We start from the raw sequence: 14,022 nt of genomic DNA, 5'->3' as shown, positions 1-14,022 counted from the left end.
ACGGCTGGCGGCGCGGGCGGGTCATGCTCATATCATGGCCAGATGAGCCCCACGCTAGACGAGATCCGGCGGGCTCCCAAGGTCCTGCTGCACGATCACCTCGACGGCGGTCTCCGCGCCGAGACGATCGTCGACCTGGCCAGGGAGAGCGACTACGACCGGCTGCCCACCACCGATCCCGACAACCTGCGCCAGTGGTTCGAGGAGGCCTCGGACTCGGGGTCGCTCGAACGCTACCTGGAGACGTTCGACCACACGGTCGCCGTCATGCAGAGCCGCGAGTCGCTCGTCCGCGTGGCCACCGAGTGCGCGCAGGACCTGGCCGACGACGGCGTCGTCTACGCCGAGGTGCGGTTCGCGCCCGAGCAGCACACCACCAAGGGGCTGAGCCTGGACCAGGTGGTGGAGGCGGTGCTGGAGGGGTTCGAGCAGGGCTCGCGCGGCCGTCGCATCCGGGTGGGCACGCTGCTGACCGCCATGCGGCACCAGGCGCGCTCCAGGGAGATCGCCGAGCTGGCCGTGCGTTACCGCGACGGCGGCGTGGTGGGGTTCGACATCGCGGGCGCCGAGGCCGGTTACCCGCCCACCAGGCACCTGGACGCGTTCGAGTACCTCCAGCGGGAGAACGCCCACTTCACCATCCACGCCGGCGAGGCATTCGGGCTGCCGTCGATCTGGCAGGCCATCCAGTGGTGCGGCGCCGACCGGCTCGGTCACGGCGTGCGCATCATCGACGACATCTCCGTCGCCGGTGACGGCACCGCCAAGCTGGGCCGCCTGGCCGCGTACGTGCGCGACAAGCGCATCCCGCTGGAGATGTGCCCCACCTCCAACCTGCAGACCGGCGCCGCCGTGTCGATCGCCGACCACCCGATCGGGCTGCTGCGGCGGCTGCACTTCCGCGTCACGGTCAACACCGACAACCGGCTGATGAGCTCGACGAGCGTGTCGCTGGAGTTCCACAAGCTGGTGGAGGCGTTCGGCTACGGCTGGGACGACCTGCAGTGGTTCGCGGTGAACGCGATGAAGTCGGCGTTCATCCCGTTCGACGAGCGGCTGGCGCTGATCAACGGCGTGATCAAGCCGGGGTTCCAGCAGATCAAGTGGCAGCCGTGAAGCACACCTACCGGTCCAAGACCGCGTTCGTGCTGGCGTGGGTGTGGCTGGCGTTCGTCGCGTTCAACGTCTGGGACCTGATCGTGCGCTTCAACGGCAAGCCGTCGCTCATCGCGCTGGCCGTGCTCGGGGCGCTGACGGCGCTCGTCTACGCCGTCGCGCTGCGCCCCGCCACCGTCTTCACGGAGGAGGCGCTGGTGGGGCGCAACCCGTTCCGCACCACCGTGCTGCCGTGGGCGTCCGTCGAGGACGTCACGGTGTCGCACGCCATCACCGTGCGGCACGGCGAGGAGCGGGCGCTGCGGCTGTGGACGCCGATGAGCAGCGCCCGCGAGCGGGCCAAGGCGCAGCGCCGCGGGACTCCCACGCAGCGGCGCGGCCGGTTCCAGGCCGAGCCGACGCTGTCCAGGGGCGAGCAGGCGGCGATGGAGGCGTTCGCCGGCAAGACGCACGCCGACTGGGTGGGCGACCAGATCCGCGAGCGGTCCGAGTCGGCCAGGCGCCGCGGCCAGGACGCGGCGCCCGTCCGGGTGAGCTGGGCCTACGACTCGATCGGGGTGCTGGTGGCCGCTCTCGCGCTGGTGATCGTCGCCGTCGTCATCCCCTGAGGTCTGCTTCTGTTCACGAACGCGGCCATGCCCGCCTGGGCGAGGCCCGAGGCCTCCACCTGCTCGGCCGCCTCCGTCTCCACCTGAAAGGCCCGCTCCACGTCCGCCGGCGACGGCCGCAGCAGGGCGAGGTGCGTGGCGGTGGCGGTGCCGGGGGCGGTCCAGCGGTGCACGCGCGCGATCGCCGCCGCCACCAGCTCCTCGGCGGGCACGATCTCGTCCAGCAGGCCCGCTGCCAGGGCGTCGCGGGCGCTCATCCTGGTCGAGTCGAGCACCATCCGCAGCGCCCTGCCGCCGACGAGCCGGAGGAGCAGGAGGCTGGCGGCGTTGGAGATCGACAGGCCGATGTGGTTCTCCGGGAAGAAGTACTCGGCCGTCTCGGTGCCGATGCGCAGGTCGAAGCAGAGCGTCCACTCGGCGGCCCCGCCCACGGCCAGCCCGTTGACCGCCGCCACCACCGGGACGCGCGTCTCCAGCACGGCCCTGGTCATGTCGTGGAACAGCGCCACCTCCTCGACCAGCGACCGGCCGACGGCCTGATGGATGTCCTCTCCGGCCGAGAACGCCCGGCCGGTGCCGGTGACCACGATGCCTCTGGCGCTCGTGCCGTGCTCGCGCACGGCCGCCGCCAGGTCCGCGCGCATGGCGGCGGTGAGGGCGTTGAGCTTGTCCGGGCGGGCCAGGGTGATCAGGGCCACCTCGTCGCGTACGGTCACGTCGATCATCGCTGCTCCTTGCCGGTCTGCGGGATCTGGATGGCGGGGGCGGCCCGCTGGTCGCGCCCGGGCGCCAGAAGGTGGCGCTTCTCGACGCGGGCCGACGGGGTCAGCGCGAACTCCTCGACGAACTCCACGTACGCCGGGATCTTGAAGCGGGCCAGGCGGCTCCGGGCGTGCCCGACCACGCTCATGGCGGTCTCCTCGGTGGCCGCGTGGCCGGGACGGAGCTGGATGAACGCCTTCGGCACCTCGCCCCACAGCTCGTCGGGCACGGGGACCAGGGCCGCCGACAGCACCGCCGGATGCTCGGCGAGCACGCGCTCCACCTCGGCGCAGGAGATGTTCTCGCCGCCTCTGCGGACCATGTCCTTGATCCGCCCGACGTGGCGCAGGCGGCCGTGCTCGTCGCGTTCGCCCCGGTCGCCCGTGTGGTACCAGCCGCCCCTGAACGCCTCGGCGGTGGCCTCCGGGTGGTTCCAGTAACCCTTCATCATCGGGACGCCTCTGACCAGGATCTCGCCGGTCTCGTCGTCGAGCACGACCTTTTTGCCCGGCGGCGCGACCCCCAGCGAGCCGGTGCCGACCGTGTCGGTCGCGTCGAGGGGTGACACCAGGTCGGGGCCGCTCTCGGTGGAGCCGTACAGCTCGCGCCATGGCGCGCCCCAGCGCTCCTCGAACGTGGCGTGCAGGTCGGGCTGGATGCCCGAGCAGAGCACCGCGCGCATGCGGTTGTCGCGGTCGTGCGGGCTCGGTGGCTGCTTGTGCAGCAGGAGGGGCATGGTGCCCAGCACGTACGTGAGCGTCGCCCCCTCCCGCCTGGCCGAGGCCCAGAAGCCGGAGGCGGAGAAGCGGGGCAGCACCACCAGGGGGACGCCGCCCATCAGGCACAGGAGGGTGACCCACTGGGGGTCCATGTACGAGTACGCCTGCGCGATCATGAAGACGTCGTCGTCGCGGAGCGCGACCTGGCCGGCGGCGATGCGGGCGGTCCTGAGCCAGTAGTCGTGGGTGAGCATGCAGGCCTTGGGGAAGCCCGTCGTCCCCGACGTGTACTGAAAATTCGCGACATCGTCGGAGGTGATGCGGGGAAGGGGGCGGGGTGTGCCCTCCCGCAAGACTTCGAGGAGGTGCACGGTGCCGGGGACGTGCGGGGCGTGCTCGCCGGTGGTGATCGTGGCCACGGCGCCCGAGTCGCGCAGGACGTGCTCCAGGTCGGCGGCCCGGTAGCGGACGTTCACCGGGACGGTGATCGCGCCCGCCTTGAGCACGGCCAGCCAGCTCAGCGGCCAGCCGGGGACGTTGTCCATCATGATCGCCACCCGGTCGCCGGCGCGGACGCCCTTGTCGAGCAGTGTGCCCGCCATCCGGTCGGACCGTTCGTCGGCTTCTTCGAAGGTGAGAGAGGTGGTGGGGAAGCGGAGGAACTCGCGCGCGCCGTACGTGCTAGCGGCGTGCCTCATCAGGTCGGGGATCGTCTCGGTCATCCAGCGGCTCCCACGGGTACTCGGGCAGCAGGGAGAAGTCGGCGGTCGCGACGGGCTGAACGGCGGATGCGCGGACGGCGGCCAGGCCGATCGCGACGAACTCGGCGCACACCTGCTCCAGCGTGGAGCGCCCGTCGGGGCGGTACCACTCGCTGGTGCCGGTGCACATGGACATCAGGGCGAGCCGGGTGAGTCGCTCGTCGGCGACGCGGAAGACGCCCTCGGCCACCCCGTCGGCCAGCGCGTCCTTCCAGTGGGCCTCGTACGCGTCGCGCAGGCCGATGATCTCGTCGTGGGCGGCCGAGCCGGGCGTGAGCGAGCGCAGCTCGCCGTCCATGACGCGGGTCGTCATGGGGTTGCGGGCGTGGACGGCGGTGAGCGAGCCGATGAGCAGGGCGAGGCGGTCGGCGGGACGGCTGTGGGGGGCGAGCATGCGTTCGGTGGAGTCGATGAGGCCGCGCTGTCCGGCCCGCATGAGGTCGGCCAGGAGGGCCTGTTTGCTGGTGACGTGGTGGTAGATGCCGGCGTTGGTCATGTTGACCGCCCTGCCGAGGTCTCTGATGCCGGTGGCCGCGTAGCCCTGCCGCGCGAACAGCAGCACGGCCGCCGTCCTGATCCGCTCGCCGGCGTCGTGGTCGCGGTCGGTGAGATTGCTGATGATCATGTGCCTACCGAACGTTCGGTCGCCCGCTTCATCCCGGACGGTACTCCAAGGCATGAAAAATTGCCATAGTTGACTATGTTCAGCATCGGAGAGTTCGCTCGGCTGGGGCTGGTGTCCGTACGCATGCTGCGCCACTACGACGCCATCGGCCTGCTGCGCCCCGCGCACGTGGACCCGGTCTCCGGCTACCGTTCGTACCAGGCCGACCAGCTCGCCAGGCTCAACCGCATCATCGCGGTCAAGGACCTCGGCTTCACCCTGGAGCAGGTCGGGGCGCTCCTCGACGAGAAGATCAGCGTGGCGGAGCTGCACGGCATGGTGCGGCTGCGCCGGGCCGAGCTGGAGGCCAGGATCAGCGCCGACCTGGCCAGGCTGCGCAGCGTCGAGGCGCGGCTGCGGACGATCGAGACGGAGGGGCGGATGCGTACGGCGGAGGTCGTGCTGAAGAGCGTGCCCCGCACCCGCGTCGCCCAGCTCGCCGCCAGGGCCGCCGGTTACGCGCCCGAGCACATCGCGCCCGTCATCAGCCCGCTGTTCGACGAGCTGTGCGGGCGGCTGGAGAGCGCCGGCATCCGGATCGCCGGCCCGGGGATCGCCCACTACCTCCATGAGGACGACGGCTCCGTCATGGTGCACGCCTGCCTGCCGGTGAACGCCGAGCCGGGCCCGCACGGCTTCGACGTGGTGGACCTGCCAGCCATGGAGACGGCCGGCGCGATCATCCACCACGGGGCGATGGACGCGGCGTGGTCGACGTTCCAGGCGCTGGCGCACTGGATCGAGGAGAACGACTACCGCTCCACCGCCCTGGCCAGGGAGATCAGCCTGCACGTGCCCCCCGACAGGGACGCCTGGGTCACGGAGCTGCAGATCGCGGTGACGGCGTGCTGAGCGCCGACATGGAGCTGCGGATGGAGGCGATCGCGTGCTGAGCGCGGACACGGAGCTGCGGATGGAGGCGATCGCGTGCTGAGCGCGGACACGGAGCTGCGGATGGAGGCGATCGCGTGCTGAGCGCGGACCTGGCGGAGGACCTGGAACGGCACCGCGCCGAGCTGACCGGCTACTGCTACCGCATGCTCGGCTCGGGCTTCGAGGCGGAGGACGCCGTGCAGGAGGCGTTCGTCCGCGCCTGGCGCACCTACGACGCCGGGCGCGGCCCGCTGCGCTCCTGGCTGTTCCACCTGGCCACGAACGTCTGCCTGGACATGCTCAGAGGCCCGCAGCGCCGCGCCCGCGCCATGGACCTGGGCCCCGCCGCGACCCCGGGCGCCGCCCTGGGCGAGCCGCTCCCCGAGGGCCGCTGGGTCCAGCCCGTCCCGGACGCCCGCGTCCTGGGCCCCGCCGACCCGGCCGACGTCGCGGTGACGCGCGAGACGGTGCGGCTGGCGTTCGTGGCGGCCCTGCAGCACCTGCCGCCTCGCCAGCGGGCCGTGCTCATCCTGCGCGACGTGCTCAAGTGGAGCGCGGCCGAGACGGCCGGCCTGCTGGCCACCACGGTCGCCTCCGTCAACAGCGCGCTCCAGCGCGCCAGGTCCAGGCTCCCGGCGGTGGCGCCGCTCGACGCCGAGGTGGACGAGGAGCTGCTGCGCCGGTACGTGACGGCGTTCGAACGCTACGACGTGGACACGCTCGTCTCCCTCCTGCACGAGGACGCGACGACGTCCATGCCGCCGTTCACCTGGTGGCTGCGGGGCCGCGAGGCCGTCCGCGCGATCCTGCTGGCCTCCGGCGCGCCGTGCGAGGGCTCCCGCCTGGTCCCGACGCGTGCCAACGGCTGCCCGGCCTTCGGCCAGTACGACCGGGACGGCAAGCCGTTCGCCCTGGTCGTGCTGGAGGTCTCGGGCGGGCTGATCGCGGGGGAGACCACCTACCTGGACCCCGGTTTGTTCCCGCTCTTCGAGCTGCCGATGAGTTTCGGGGCCGCGCACCGTACTGGAGGGTGAAGGAGGAAATATGCCACACATCATCGAGTTTCCCGAGCGCCCGTACATCGGGGTGCGCCGCACCATCACCATGACCACCTTCGGGCTGGTCGCGGACCGCATCGGGGAGATCATCGGCTGGCTGGCCGAACGGGGCGCGTACCCGGCGGGGGCGCCGTTCCTGCGTTACGAGAGCATCGACCTGGCGGCCGACCGGCTGGTGGTGCAGGCGGGCGTGCCGGTCGCGGCGCCGTTGGAGGGCGAGGGCGATCTCTTCGCCGCCGTCCTGCCCGCGGGGCGGTACGCCGCCGTCACCCACCACGGCCATCCCGACCAGCTCTCCGGCGCCATCGAGGCGCTCCTGAAGTGGGGCGAGGAGCAGGGGCCGGCGTGGGACATGACGGAGAAGGACGGGGCGGAGCACTGGGGGTGCCGCCTGGAGCTGTTCCAGACGGATCCCCGGGTGCAGCCTGACCCGCACGAGTGGGACACCGAACTGCAGTTCCGCCTGGCCTGACCGGACGCAGGCGCTGGGCGTCCGGCTCAGCGCCACGCGTCCAGCAGGTGTTCCGGGGTGATGTGCGTGACACCGTCCACCTCGCAGCCGCTGCGGGCGACGGCGTAGAGGGGGGTGGAGGTGTCCGCGCCCGGCATCCGGGAGCGGTGGACGATGAGCTCGCTCAGGTCGTGGTGGTCGAAGGGACGGTTCTCCAGCCACTTCACGGATCCGGCGAAGGTGATCTTCTTGGCGACGGGCTCCCGGTCGGCGCCTATCAGGTCGATCTCGGGGTTGTTGGTGCGGGTCCAGAAGCCGCCGATCGCGCCGGTGTTCTCGGGCAGGCCGTCCACGCGGCGAAGGGACTCGCGGATCAGGGGCTCGACGGCGGCGCCGCGCCAAGCCGTCCACGAACGTTCGATCCGCTGGAGCACGAGGTCGCCACGGTCTCGATCGATCGCGGCCATGCCTGGTTCGATGAAGGAGAGCCAGAAGCGCAGGTGGGTGTCCGCGATGTGGTAGCGGCGTTCCTTGGAGGGGCGGACGGACAGCGGAACCTCCGCCGTGACCATGCGCTTGTCCTGCAGGATCGCAAGGCTGCGTTGCAGCGACGTGCCCGGTATGCCGGCGGCGGTCCTGGAGATCGACGAGAAGGTGCGTTGCCCGGCCCCGATGGCTTTCAGCAAGCTTCTGGCCTGCGCCTCGGGGGGGAACTCGGCCGCGACGACCCTCTCGCCGCTCACGGTCAGCGCCGAGGTCGAATCCGGGATGGCGTTGTGCAGGAACTCCGTCACCGTGGCACCGGCAGGCCATTCGTCCAAGATCATGGGAAGCCCGCCGGTGATCAGGTAGGCATCGATGGATTCGGCGGCAGGCAAGCCGAGCTTGTCCGCTACATCGGCGACAGTGAGCGGATTGATCACCATCTCCGATGCTCGCATGTAGAACGGGCGGTCGTATTGATTGATCGCCTCCATGATGGACAGGTCGGAGCCGATCAGAATGAGCAACATGGGACGGCGGGAGAACTCGCGGTCGAAGAGGCCCTGCAGTTTCCCTTCGAGATGGGGGTCTTGTTTCATCAGGTAGGGAAGCTCGTCGATGACCACGATGCTCGGTGAGTCCTGTGGGACGGCCTGGGCCAAGAGCCGCAACGCGCTGTCCCACGAGGTGGGTGCCACGCCGTCGAAGAGCGATGCGCCTTGCAGATTCGAGGCGGCCACCTCGGCGGCGAACTGTGCGATCTGATCGCTCTGCGGCTGCGGATCCGCCGTGTAGAAGAGGCTGGGAAGACCGCTGCGGCGGATGAACTCCTCCGCCAGCCGGGACTTGCCTACGCGACGCCTTCCGCGCATGAGGATGGCGCGGCCCGGCCGATCGCTCCTGCGCACTCGCGCGAGGTATCGGTCGAGCTTTGCGAGGTCTCGCGTGCGTCCGATGAAGCCGTCCATCAGGCGACCTCCTAAGAAGCAACCAGATCCGGTATAACCAAATCTGGAACAACCAGATTTGGTTGCTTCTCCAGCCTACCTCCGCCGGTCATTCGCCGCGCATGAACGCCAGGTCGTCCCCCCACCCGTCGAACACGTCCCCGTGCCCGGCGGCCCGCGCATGCGGCTCCAGCTCGTTCAGCAGCCCCCGCACCGCCCGCGCGACCTCCGGCGACAGCGCCGCCGCCAGCCGCGGCAGCAGCTCGTCCGCCGCCCACATGGGCAGGCTCAGCGGATGCCGCCGCAGCTCCCACGCCAGGTACTTGTTGTACGGCCGCACCCGCCCGTGCAGCGCGAACACGTACTCCAGGTAGTACGGCAGGGACTCGGCGCCGTCGAGCCGCGCGCCGAGCGCGTCGCCGGCGCGGTCGTTCTTCAGGCACCGGTACACGCCGTTGAGGAAGCCGCCCAGCGCCTGCGGCGCCAGCACGCGCGCCTCCCCGGGTGACAGCGCGCCCTTCGCGGCGACCAGCTCGCCGATCCCGCCCGCGTCCTTCAGCACCTTGGCGTACGCGAACGAGTACCGGTTCCACTCGGTGCCCGAGCCGGGCAGCGCGTGGTCGCGGAACTCGTCGAGCGTCATCACCGCCACGTCCAGCACCGCGCCCCGGCTCGGCGTGGCCGCCGAGGCGTCGGTGACGATCAGGTAGACGTCGTGGTCGGAGTGGGCGGTGGCTGCGCCCTCGCGGGCTTGGGAGCCGCTCAGCACCACCCCGAGCACCTGCGGATCACGTAAGGCCCGCGCCAGGAAGGCTTCGAAGGTCACAGGCCCAGTCTGGCGGTCAGGTCGGACTTGAGCGCGTCGAGCCGCTGCTCGGCGAGCGCCCTGGCCTCCCGCGGCGTGCCGGTGACCGAGACGACGACCTCCAGGTAGCACTTGAGCTTGGGCTCGGTGCCGGAGGGCCGGACGACCACGCGGGCGTCGTCCGACAGGCGGTAGCGCAGGCCGTCGGTGGGCGGCAGGCCGCCGTCGCCGCGCGCCAGGTCGTCCACCCGCTCCACCGCCAGGCCGCCCAGCTCCGGCGTGCTGCCGGTGCGCAGGCGGGTCATGGCGGCGGCGATCAGCGAGAGGTCGGCGACGCGGAAGGAGAGCTGTGACGTGGCGTGCAGGCCGTAGCGGCGGGCCTGGTCGTCGAGCAGGTCCAGCAGCGTGCGGCCGTCGCGCTTGGCCGCCGCCGCGATGGCCGCCACCGTGAGGGCCGCGCCGATGCCGTCCTTGTCGCGGACCGGCAGGCCCTCGTCCGACCCGATGCTGTAGCCGAGCGCCTCCTCGTAGCCGAAGACCAGCCCAGGGCCCGCCTTGATGATCCACTTGAAGCCGGTGAGCGTCTCGCCGTAGCGGACGCCGTGCCGCCGGGCGAGCTTGCCGAGCAGGGAGGAGGAGACGATGGTGGTGGCCACCATGCGGTCGCCGGTGGTGTGCGTGATGACGTGCTCGGCCAGCAGGCCGCCCACCTCGTCGCCGGTGAGCATGCGCACGCCGCCGCCGGGCAGCGGCACGCCCACCGCGCACCGGTCGGCGTCGGGGTCGTTGGCCAGCACCAGGTCGGAGCCGAGCTTGGCGGCCAGGGCGGCGGCCAGGTCCATCGCGCCCGGCTCCTCCGGGTTGGGGAAGGCCACCGTGGGGAAGTCGGGGTCGGGGTTGCGCTGCTCCTCGACCGCCATCGGGCACTCGAAGCCGGCCTGGAGGAAGGCGTCGGTGAGGGTGGCCGAGCCGACGCCGTGCAGCGGGGTGTAGGCCACGCGCAGGTCGCGGGCGTCGCCGAGAGGCAGCGCGGTCACGGCGGCGAGGTAGTCGTCGACGATGCTCTCGCCCAGCTCGGTCAGCGTGCCGGGGCCGTTCAGCGGCAATTCGTCCACGCGGCCCACGGCGTCGATGGCGGCCGAGATGTCGCCGTCGATCGGCGGCGTGATCTGCGAGCCGTCGCCCCAGTAGACCTTGTAGCCGTTGTCGCGCGGCGGGTTGTGGCTGGCGGTGACCGTCACGCCGGCGTCGGCGTCGAGGTGGCGGACGGCGAAGGCCAGCACGGGCGTGGGCAGCGGGTGCGGCAGGAGCGAGGCGTGCAGGCCCGCCCCCGTCAGCACGGCCGCCGTGTCGCGGGCGAACACGTCGGACTTGTGCCGGGCGTCGTAGCCGATGACCACGTGCTTGCCCGGCCCGAGCACCGCGGCCAGGCCGGCGGCGGCGCGCATGACGGTCACGCGGTTCATCCGGTTGGGCCCCGCGCCCAGTTCGCCGCGCAGGCCCGCCGTGCCGAACTCCAGCTTGGCCGCGAAGCGGTCCGCCAGGGCGGGCAGGTCCTCGTTCTCGATCAGCGCGGACAGCTCGGCGCGGGTGTCGGGGTCGGGGTCCTGCGCCAGCCAGGCGCGGGCCGCCGCCAGGAGGCTCACAGGCGATCGACCACCTTGGCCAGCAGCACGCCCATGCGGGCGGCCGTGGCGCGGCCCACCTCCAGGACCTCCTCGTGGTTGAGCGGCTCGCCCGACAGGCCCGCTCCAGGGTTGGTCACCAGCGAGATGCCGAGCACCTCCAGGCCGGCCTCGCGGGCCGCGATGCCTTCCAGCACGGTGGACATGCCGACCATGTCGCCGCCCAGCGTGCGCAGCATGCGGATCTCGGCGGGCGTCTCGTAGGTGGGGCCGCGGAAGGCCACGTAGACGCCCTCGGCCAGGGCCGGCTCGATCTCGCGGACCAGCGCGCGCAGGCGGCGCGAGTAGACCTCGGTGAGGTCGATGAACGTGGTGCCGGTGATCGGATTGTCGCCGGTCAGGTTGATGTGGTCGCTGATCAGGACGGGGTCGCCGACGTTCTGCGTCTCGGGCCGCAGCCCGCCGGCCGCGTTGGTGAGCACGAGCGTGCGTACGCCGGCCGCCGCCGCCGTGCGCACACCGTGCACGACCGCGTCCACCCCGAGCCCCTCGTACAGATGGGTGCGCCCGAGGAAGATCAGCGCGTGCCGGCCGGAGGAGGTGCGCACGACGCGGATCTTGCCGCCGTGGCCCGCGACGGCGGGCGCCCGGAAGCTGGGCAGGTCGGTGAACGGGATCTCCCGCACCGTCTCACCGATCGCGTCGGCGGCGGGCACCCACCCCGACCCCATGACGAGGGCCACATCGAAGGTGTCGAGGCCCGCGGCGCTGCGGAGCGCCGCGGCGGCCTCATCGGCCAGGCTGTACGCGTCTTTGGTCACCTTCAGTAGTTTAGGAGCAGCCTGTCCAGGACCCGCACCCCGAACTGCAGCGCGTCCACCGGCACCCGCTCGTCCACACCGTGGAACATCGCGGCGAAGTCCATGTCGGCGGGCAGCCGCAGCGGCACGAACCCGAACCCGCGCACCCCCAGGTCGGCGAAGAACGTCTTGTTGTCGGTGCCGCCCGACATGCAGTACGGGATCGCCCGCGCGGCCGGGTCCTCCTCCTTCAGCGCCGCGATCATCGACTCGACCAGCGCGCCGTCGAACGAGGTCTCCAGCGCGATGTCATGGTGGATGAACTCGCGGCGCACCTTCGGCCCGAGCAGCCCGTCGATGGTCTTGAAGAAGTCCTCCTCGAACCCGGGCAGGAACCGCCCGTCCACCACGGCCGTGGCCTGGCCGGGGATGACGTTCGACTTGTAGCCGGCGCCGAGCTGGGTCGGGTTGGTGGTGTTGCGCAGGGTCGCGCCGACGAAGCGCACCAGCGGCCCGATCTTGTCCAGGATCGGCTGAGGGTCGTTCTCGTCGAACGGGATGCCGAACGCGTCGGCGACCTCGGTGAGGAAGCGGCGCACCGTCGGGGTGTAGGTGAGCGGCCAGTCGTGGCCGCCGATCCTGGCGACGGCCTTGGCGACCTCGGTGACGGCGTTGTCGTCGTTCAGCATCGAGCCGTGGCCGGCCGTGCCGTCGGCGATCAGCTTCATCCAGGCCAGCCCCTTCTGGGCCGTCTCGATGAGGTAGAGCCGCAGCGACGGGTCGACCTCCAGCGAGTAGCCGCCGACCTCGCTGATCGCCTCGGTGACGCCTTCGAACAGCTCGGGGTGGTGCGCCGTGAGGTACTTGGCGCCGTACACGCCGCCGGCCTCCTCGTCGGCCACCCAGGCGAAGACGAGGTCGCGGCGCGGCCTGCGGCCCTCGCGCTTGATCTGGCGCAGGACGGCCAGCATCATCGCGTCCATGTCCTTCATGTCCACGGCGCCGCGGCCCCAGATGTAGCCGTCGCGCACCTCGCCCGCGAACGGGTCGACCGTCCAATCGGCGGCGTTGGCCGGCACGACGTCCAGGTGGCCGTGGACGAGCAGGGCGGGCAGCGACGGGTCGGTGCCCTCGATGCGGGTGATCACGTTGCCGCGGCCCGGCTCGCTCTCGACGTAGGTGGCCTCGATCCCGACCTCGGCCAGCCTCGACATGACGACCTCGGCCGCGGCGCGCTCGCCGGGGCCGCTGCCGTCGCCGTAGTTGCTGCTGTCGACGCGGATCAGCTCCACGCACAGGTCGGCGACTTCCTTCTCAGCAGGGGTCGAAGCAGGGGTCATGGTGTTCTCTCCAGTGTGAGCAGTCCGGACTTGTGGAGGTGACCGCGCTTGTAGGCGCGGGTGATCAGCGTGAGGTCGACGTCGGTGATCTCGTCGTACCGGCCGACGACGCCGGTCATGAAACGGTAGAGCGCCGCCTCGTGCGCCGCCACGACCTGCACGATGAGTGAATGCGTGCCCGTCGTGGCGGCGCAGTAACGGACGCTGGGGTGCGCGGCCAGTTCCTGGCCGACCAGATCGAGGCCGTGCGGGCGGACCTTCAGCCACAGCATGGCCTCGACCTCCAGGCCGAGCAGCGCGGGCTCCACCTCGGCGCGGGGCAGCAGCAGCCGCCGCTCGATCAGGGACGTGACGCGCCTGCGCGCGGTCGGCACGGAGATGTCGAGCCGCTCGGCGACGGCGGTGAACGCGATCCGGCCGTCGGCGGTGAGCAGCTCGGCGATCTCCTGCTCCAGGGGTGACAGCCCCTCCTCGTCGGGCAGGTGGTCGGCGGGCGGGCCGGGCCGCAGCTCGGCCACCTCCCGCTCGGTCAGGTAGGGGGCGTGCCACTCGGCGACGGTCCTGAACGTGTGCAGCACGACCTGGGTCTGCGTCTGCACCACGCCGTCGATGTCGGAGACCTGCGAGGACAGGATGCGGTGCAGGTCCTCCCTGGACGGCGAGACCAGCTCGCAGCCGAGGTCGGCGGCCCCGGTCAGCGAGTAGACCGAGCGCGTGTCGGCCCGGTCGGCCAGCGCCTTGGCCACCTGCGCCGCCGTGCCGGGCCGCACCTGGACGTGCAGGTGCACCGGCCGCCCGTGCCCGGTGCGCAGGTCGTCGTAGATGGCCGTGACGCGGACCACGCCGTCGGTGATCAGCCGCTGCAGCCGACGGGCGACCGTGCGCTCGTGCTCGCCCACTGCCCGGCCGATCTCACCCCACGACGCGCGGGGGCTGACTTGCAGCGCGGCCACGAGCCGCTGGTCGAGAACGTCCACCTGCACCCGTTTCATTGTCGGGAAGTTAAATAT

The 14,022-nt window shown here is 71.5% G+C and carries 14 protein-coding genes; 5 read left to right on the top strand and 9 right to left on the bottom strand.

The window, feature by feature from the left end; all coding sequences use genetic code 11:
• Positions 1-42 precede the first annotated feature (42 nt).
• Together FXF51_RS33110 and FXF51_RS33105 are read left to right on the top strand one after the other, a co-directional pair.
• Positions 43-1,116, top strand: coding sequence for an adenosine deaminase (locus FXF51_RS33110; protein ID WP_148438618.1), 1,074 nt, complete (start codon positions 43-45; stop codon positions 1,114-1,116).
• Positions 1,113-1,724, top strand: a complete 612-nt coding sequence (locus tag FXF51_RS33105) for a PH domain-containing protein (RefSeq protein WP_187414695.1) — start codon at positions 1,113-1,115, stop codon at positions 1,722-1,724. The genes FXF51_RS33110 and FXF51_RS33105 overlap by 4 nt, the downstream gene beginning before the upstream one ends.
• Here FXF51_RS33105 and FXF51_RS33100 read toward each other — a convergent pair.
• The 3 genes from FXF51_RS33100 to FXF51_RS33090 are packed head-to-tail and all read right to left on the bottom strand — an operon-like array spanning position 1,658 to position 4,591.
• Complete coding sequence (locus FXF51_RS33100; protein WP_148438616.1) at positions 1,658-2,449, bottom strand: enoyl-CoA hydratase/isomerase family protein; 792 nt, start codon at positions 2,447-2,449, stop codon at positions 1,658-1,660. The two genes, FXF51_RS33105 and FXF51_RS33100, sit on opposite strands and share 67 nt — an antisense overlap.
• On the bottom strand, positions 2,446-3,927 hold the full coding sequence (locus FXF51_RS33095; protein WP_262380008.1) for an AMP-binding protein: 1,482 nt from the start codon (positions 3,925-3,927) through the stop codon (positions 2,446-2,448). Before FXF51_RS33095 ends, FXF51_RS33100 begins: the two co-directional genes overlap by 4 nt.
• Positions 3,887-4,591: a TetR/AcrR family transcriptional regulator gene (locus FXF51_RS33090; protein ID WP_187414694.1), complete on the bottom strand. Its 705-nt coding sequence runs from the start codon at positions 4,589-4,591 to the stop codon at positions 3,887-3,889. The genes FXF51_RS33095 and FXF51_RS33090 overlap by 41 nt, the downstream gene beginning before the upstream one ends.
• Before the next feature lie 75 nt (positions 4,592-4,666).
• Here FXF51_RS33090 and FXF51_RS33085 point away from each other — a divergent pair, with 75 nt between their 5' ends.
• The 3 genes from FXF51_RS33085 to FXF51_RS33075 all read left to right on the top strand — a co-directional run bounded on the left by FXF51_RS33085 (position 4,667) and on the right by FXF51_RS33075 (position 7,033).
• The gene (locus FXF51_RS33085) at positions 4,667-5,482 is read left to right on the top strand and encodes a MerR family transcriptional regulator (protein WP_148438614.1); all 816 of its coding nucleotides are present in this window, start codon (positions 4,667-4,669) and stop codon (positions 5,480-5,482) included.
• A 116-nt stretch (positions 5,483-5,598) separates the two neighbouring features.
• A complete protein-coding gene (locus tag FXF51_RS33080; protein ID WP_148438613.1) occupies positions 5,599-6,537 on the top strand; it encodes a sigma-70 family RNA polymerase sigma factor in 939 nt (312 codons plus the stop codon).
• A 10-nt stretch (positions 6,538-6,547) separates the two neighbouring features.
• On the top strand, positions 6,548-7,033 hold the full coding sequence (locus tag FXF51_RS33075; protein WP_148438612.1) for a GyrI-like domain-containing protein: 486 nt from the start codon (positions 6,548-6,550) through the stop codon (positions 7,031-7,033).
• 26 nt (positions 7,034-7,059) lie between these two features.
• Here FXF51_RS33075 and FXF51_RS33070 read toward each other — a convergent pair whose 3' ends face one another.
• The 6 genes from FXF51_RS33070 to FXF51_RS33045 form a co-directional block, all read right to left on the bottom strand.
• A complete protein-coding gene (locus FXF51_RS33070) occupies positions 7,060-8,463 on the bottom strand; it encodes an ATP-binding protein (RefSeq protein WP_148438611.1) in 1,404 nt (467 codons plus the stop codon).
• An 88-nt stretch (positions 8,464-8,551) separates the two neighbouring features.
• Positions 8,552-9,268, bottom strand: a complete 717-nt coding sequence (locus FXF51_RS33065) for a hypothetical protein (RefSeq protein ID WP_148438610.1) — start codon at positions 9,266-9,268, stop codon at positions 8,552-8,554.
• On the bottom strand, positions 9,265-10,893 hold the full coding sequence (locus FXF51_RS33060; protein ID WP_148438609.1) for a phospho-sugar mutase: 1,629 nt from the start codon (positions 10,891-10,893) through the stop codon (positions 9,265-9,267). Before FXF51_RS33060 ends, FXF51_RS33065 begins: the two co-directional genes overlap by 4 nt.
• A complete protein-coding gene (locus tag FXF51_RS33055) occupies positions 10,890-11,693 on the bottom strand; it encodes a purine-nucleoside phosphorylase (RefSeq protein WP_148438608.1) in 804 nt (267 codons plus the stop codon). Before FXF51_RS33055 ends, FXF51_RS33060 begins: the two co-directional genes overlap by 4 nt.
• A gap of 2 nt (positions 11,694-11,695) precedes the next feature.
• Complete coding sequence (locus FXF51_RS33050) at positions 11,696-13,012, bottom strand: M20/M25/M40 family metallo-hydrolase (RefSeq protein WP_148438607.1); 1,317 nt, start codon at positions 13,010-13,012, stop codon at positions 11,696-11,698.
• Positions 13,009-14,004, bottom strand: coding sequence for an Lrp/AsnC family transcriptional regulator (locus tag FXF51_RS33045; RefSeq protein ID WP_262380007.1), 996 nt, complete (start codon positions 14,002-14,004; stop codon positions 13,009-13,011). Before FXF51_RS33045 ends, FXF51_RS33050 begins: the two co-directional genes overlap by 4 nt.
• Between the last annotated feature and the right edge of the window lie 18 nt (positions 14,005-14,022).

Source organism: Nonomuraea sp. PA05, from assembly GCF_008086045.1.
In the GTDB taxonomy this organism is placed as follows: domain Bacteria; phylum Actinomycetota; class Actinomycetes; order Streptosporangiales; family Streptosporangiaceae; genus Nonomuraea; species Nonomuraea monospora.
The sequence above is the reverse complement of the archived record's forward strand: the minus strand, read 5'-3'. Positions and strand labels throughout refer to the sequence as shown.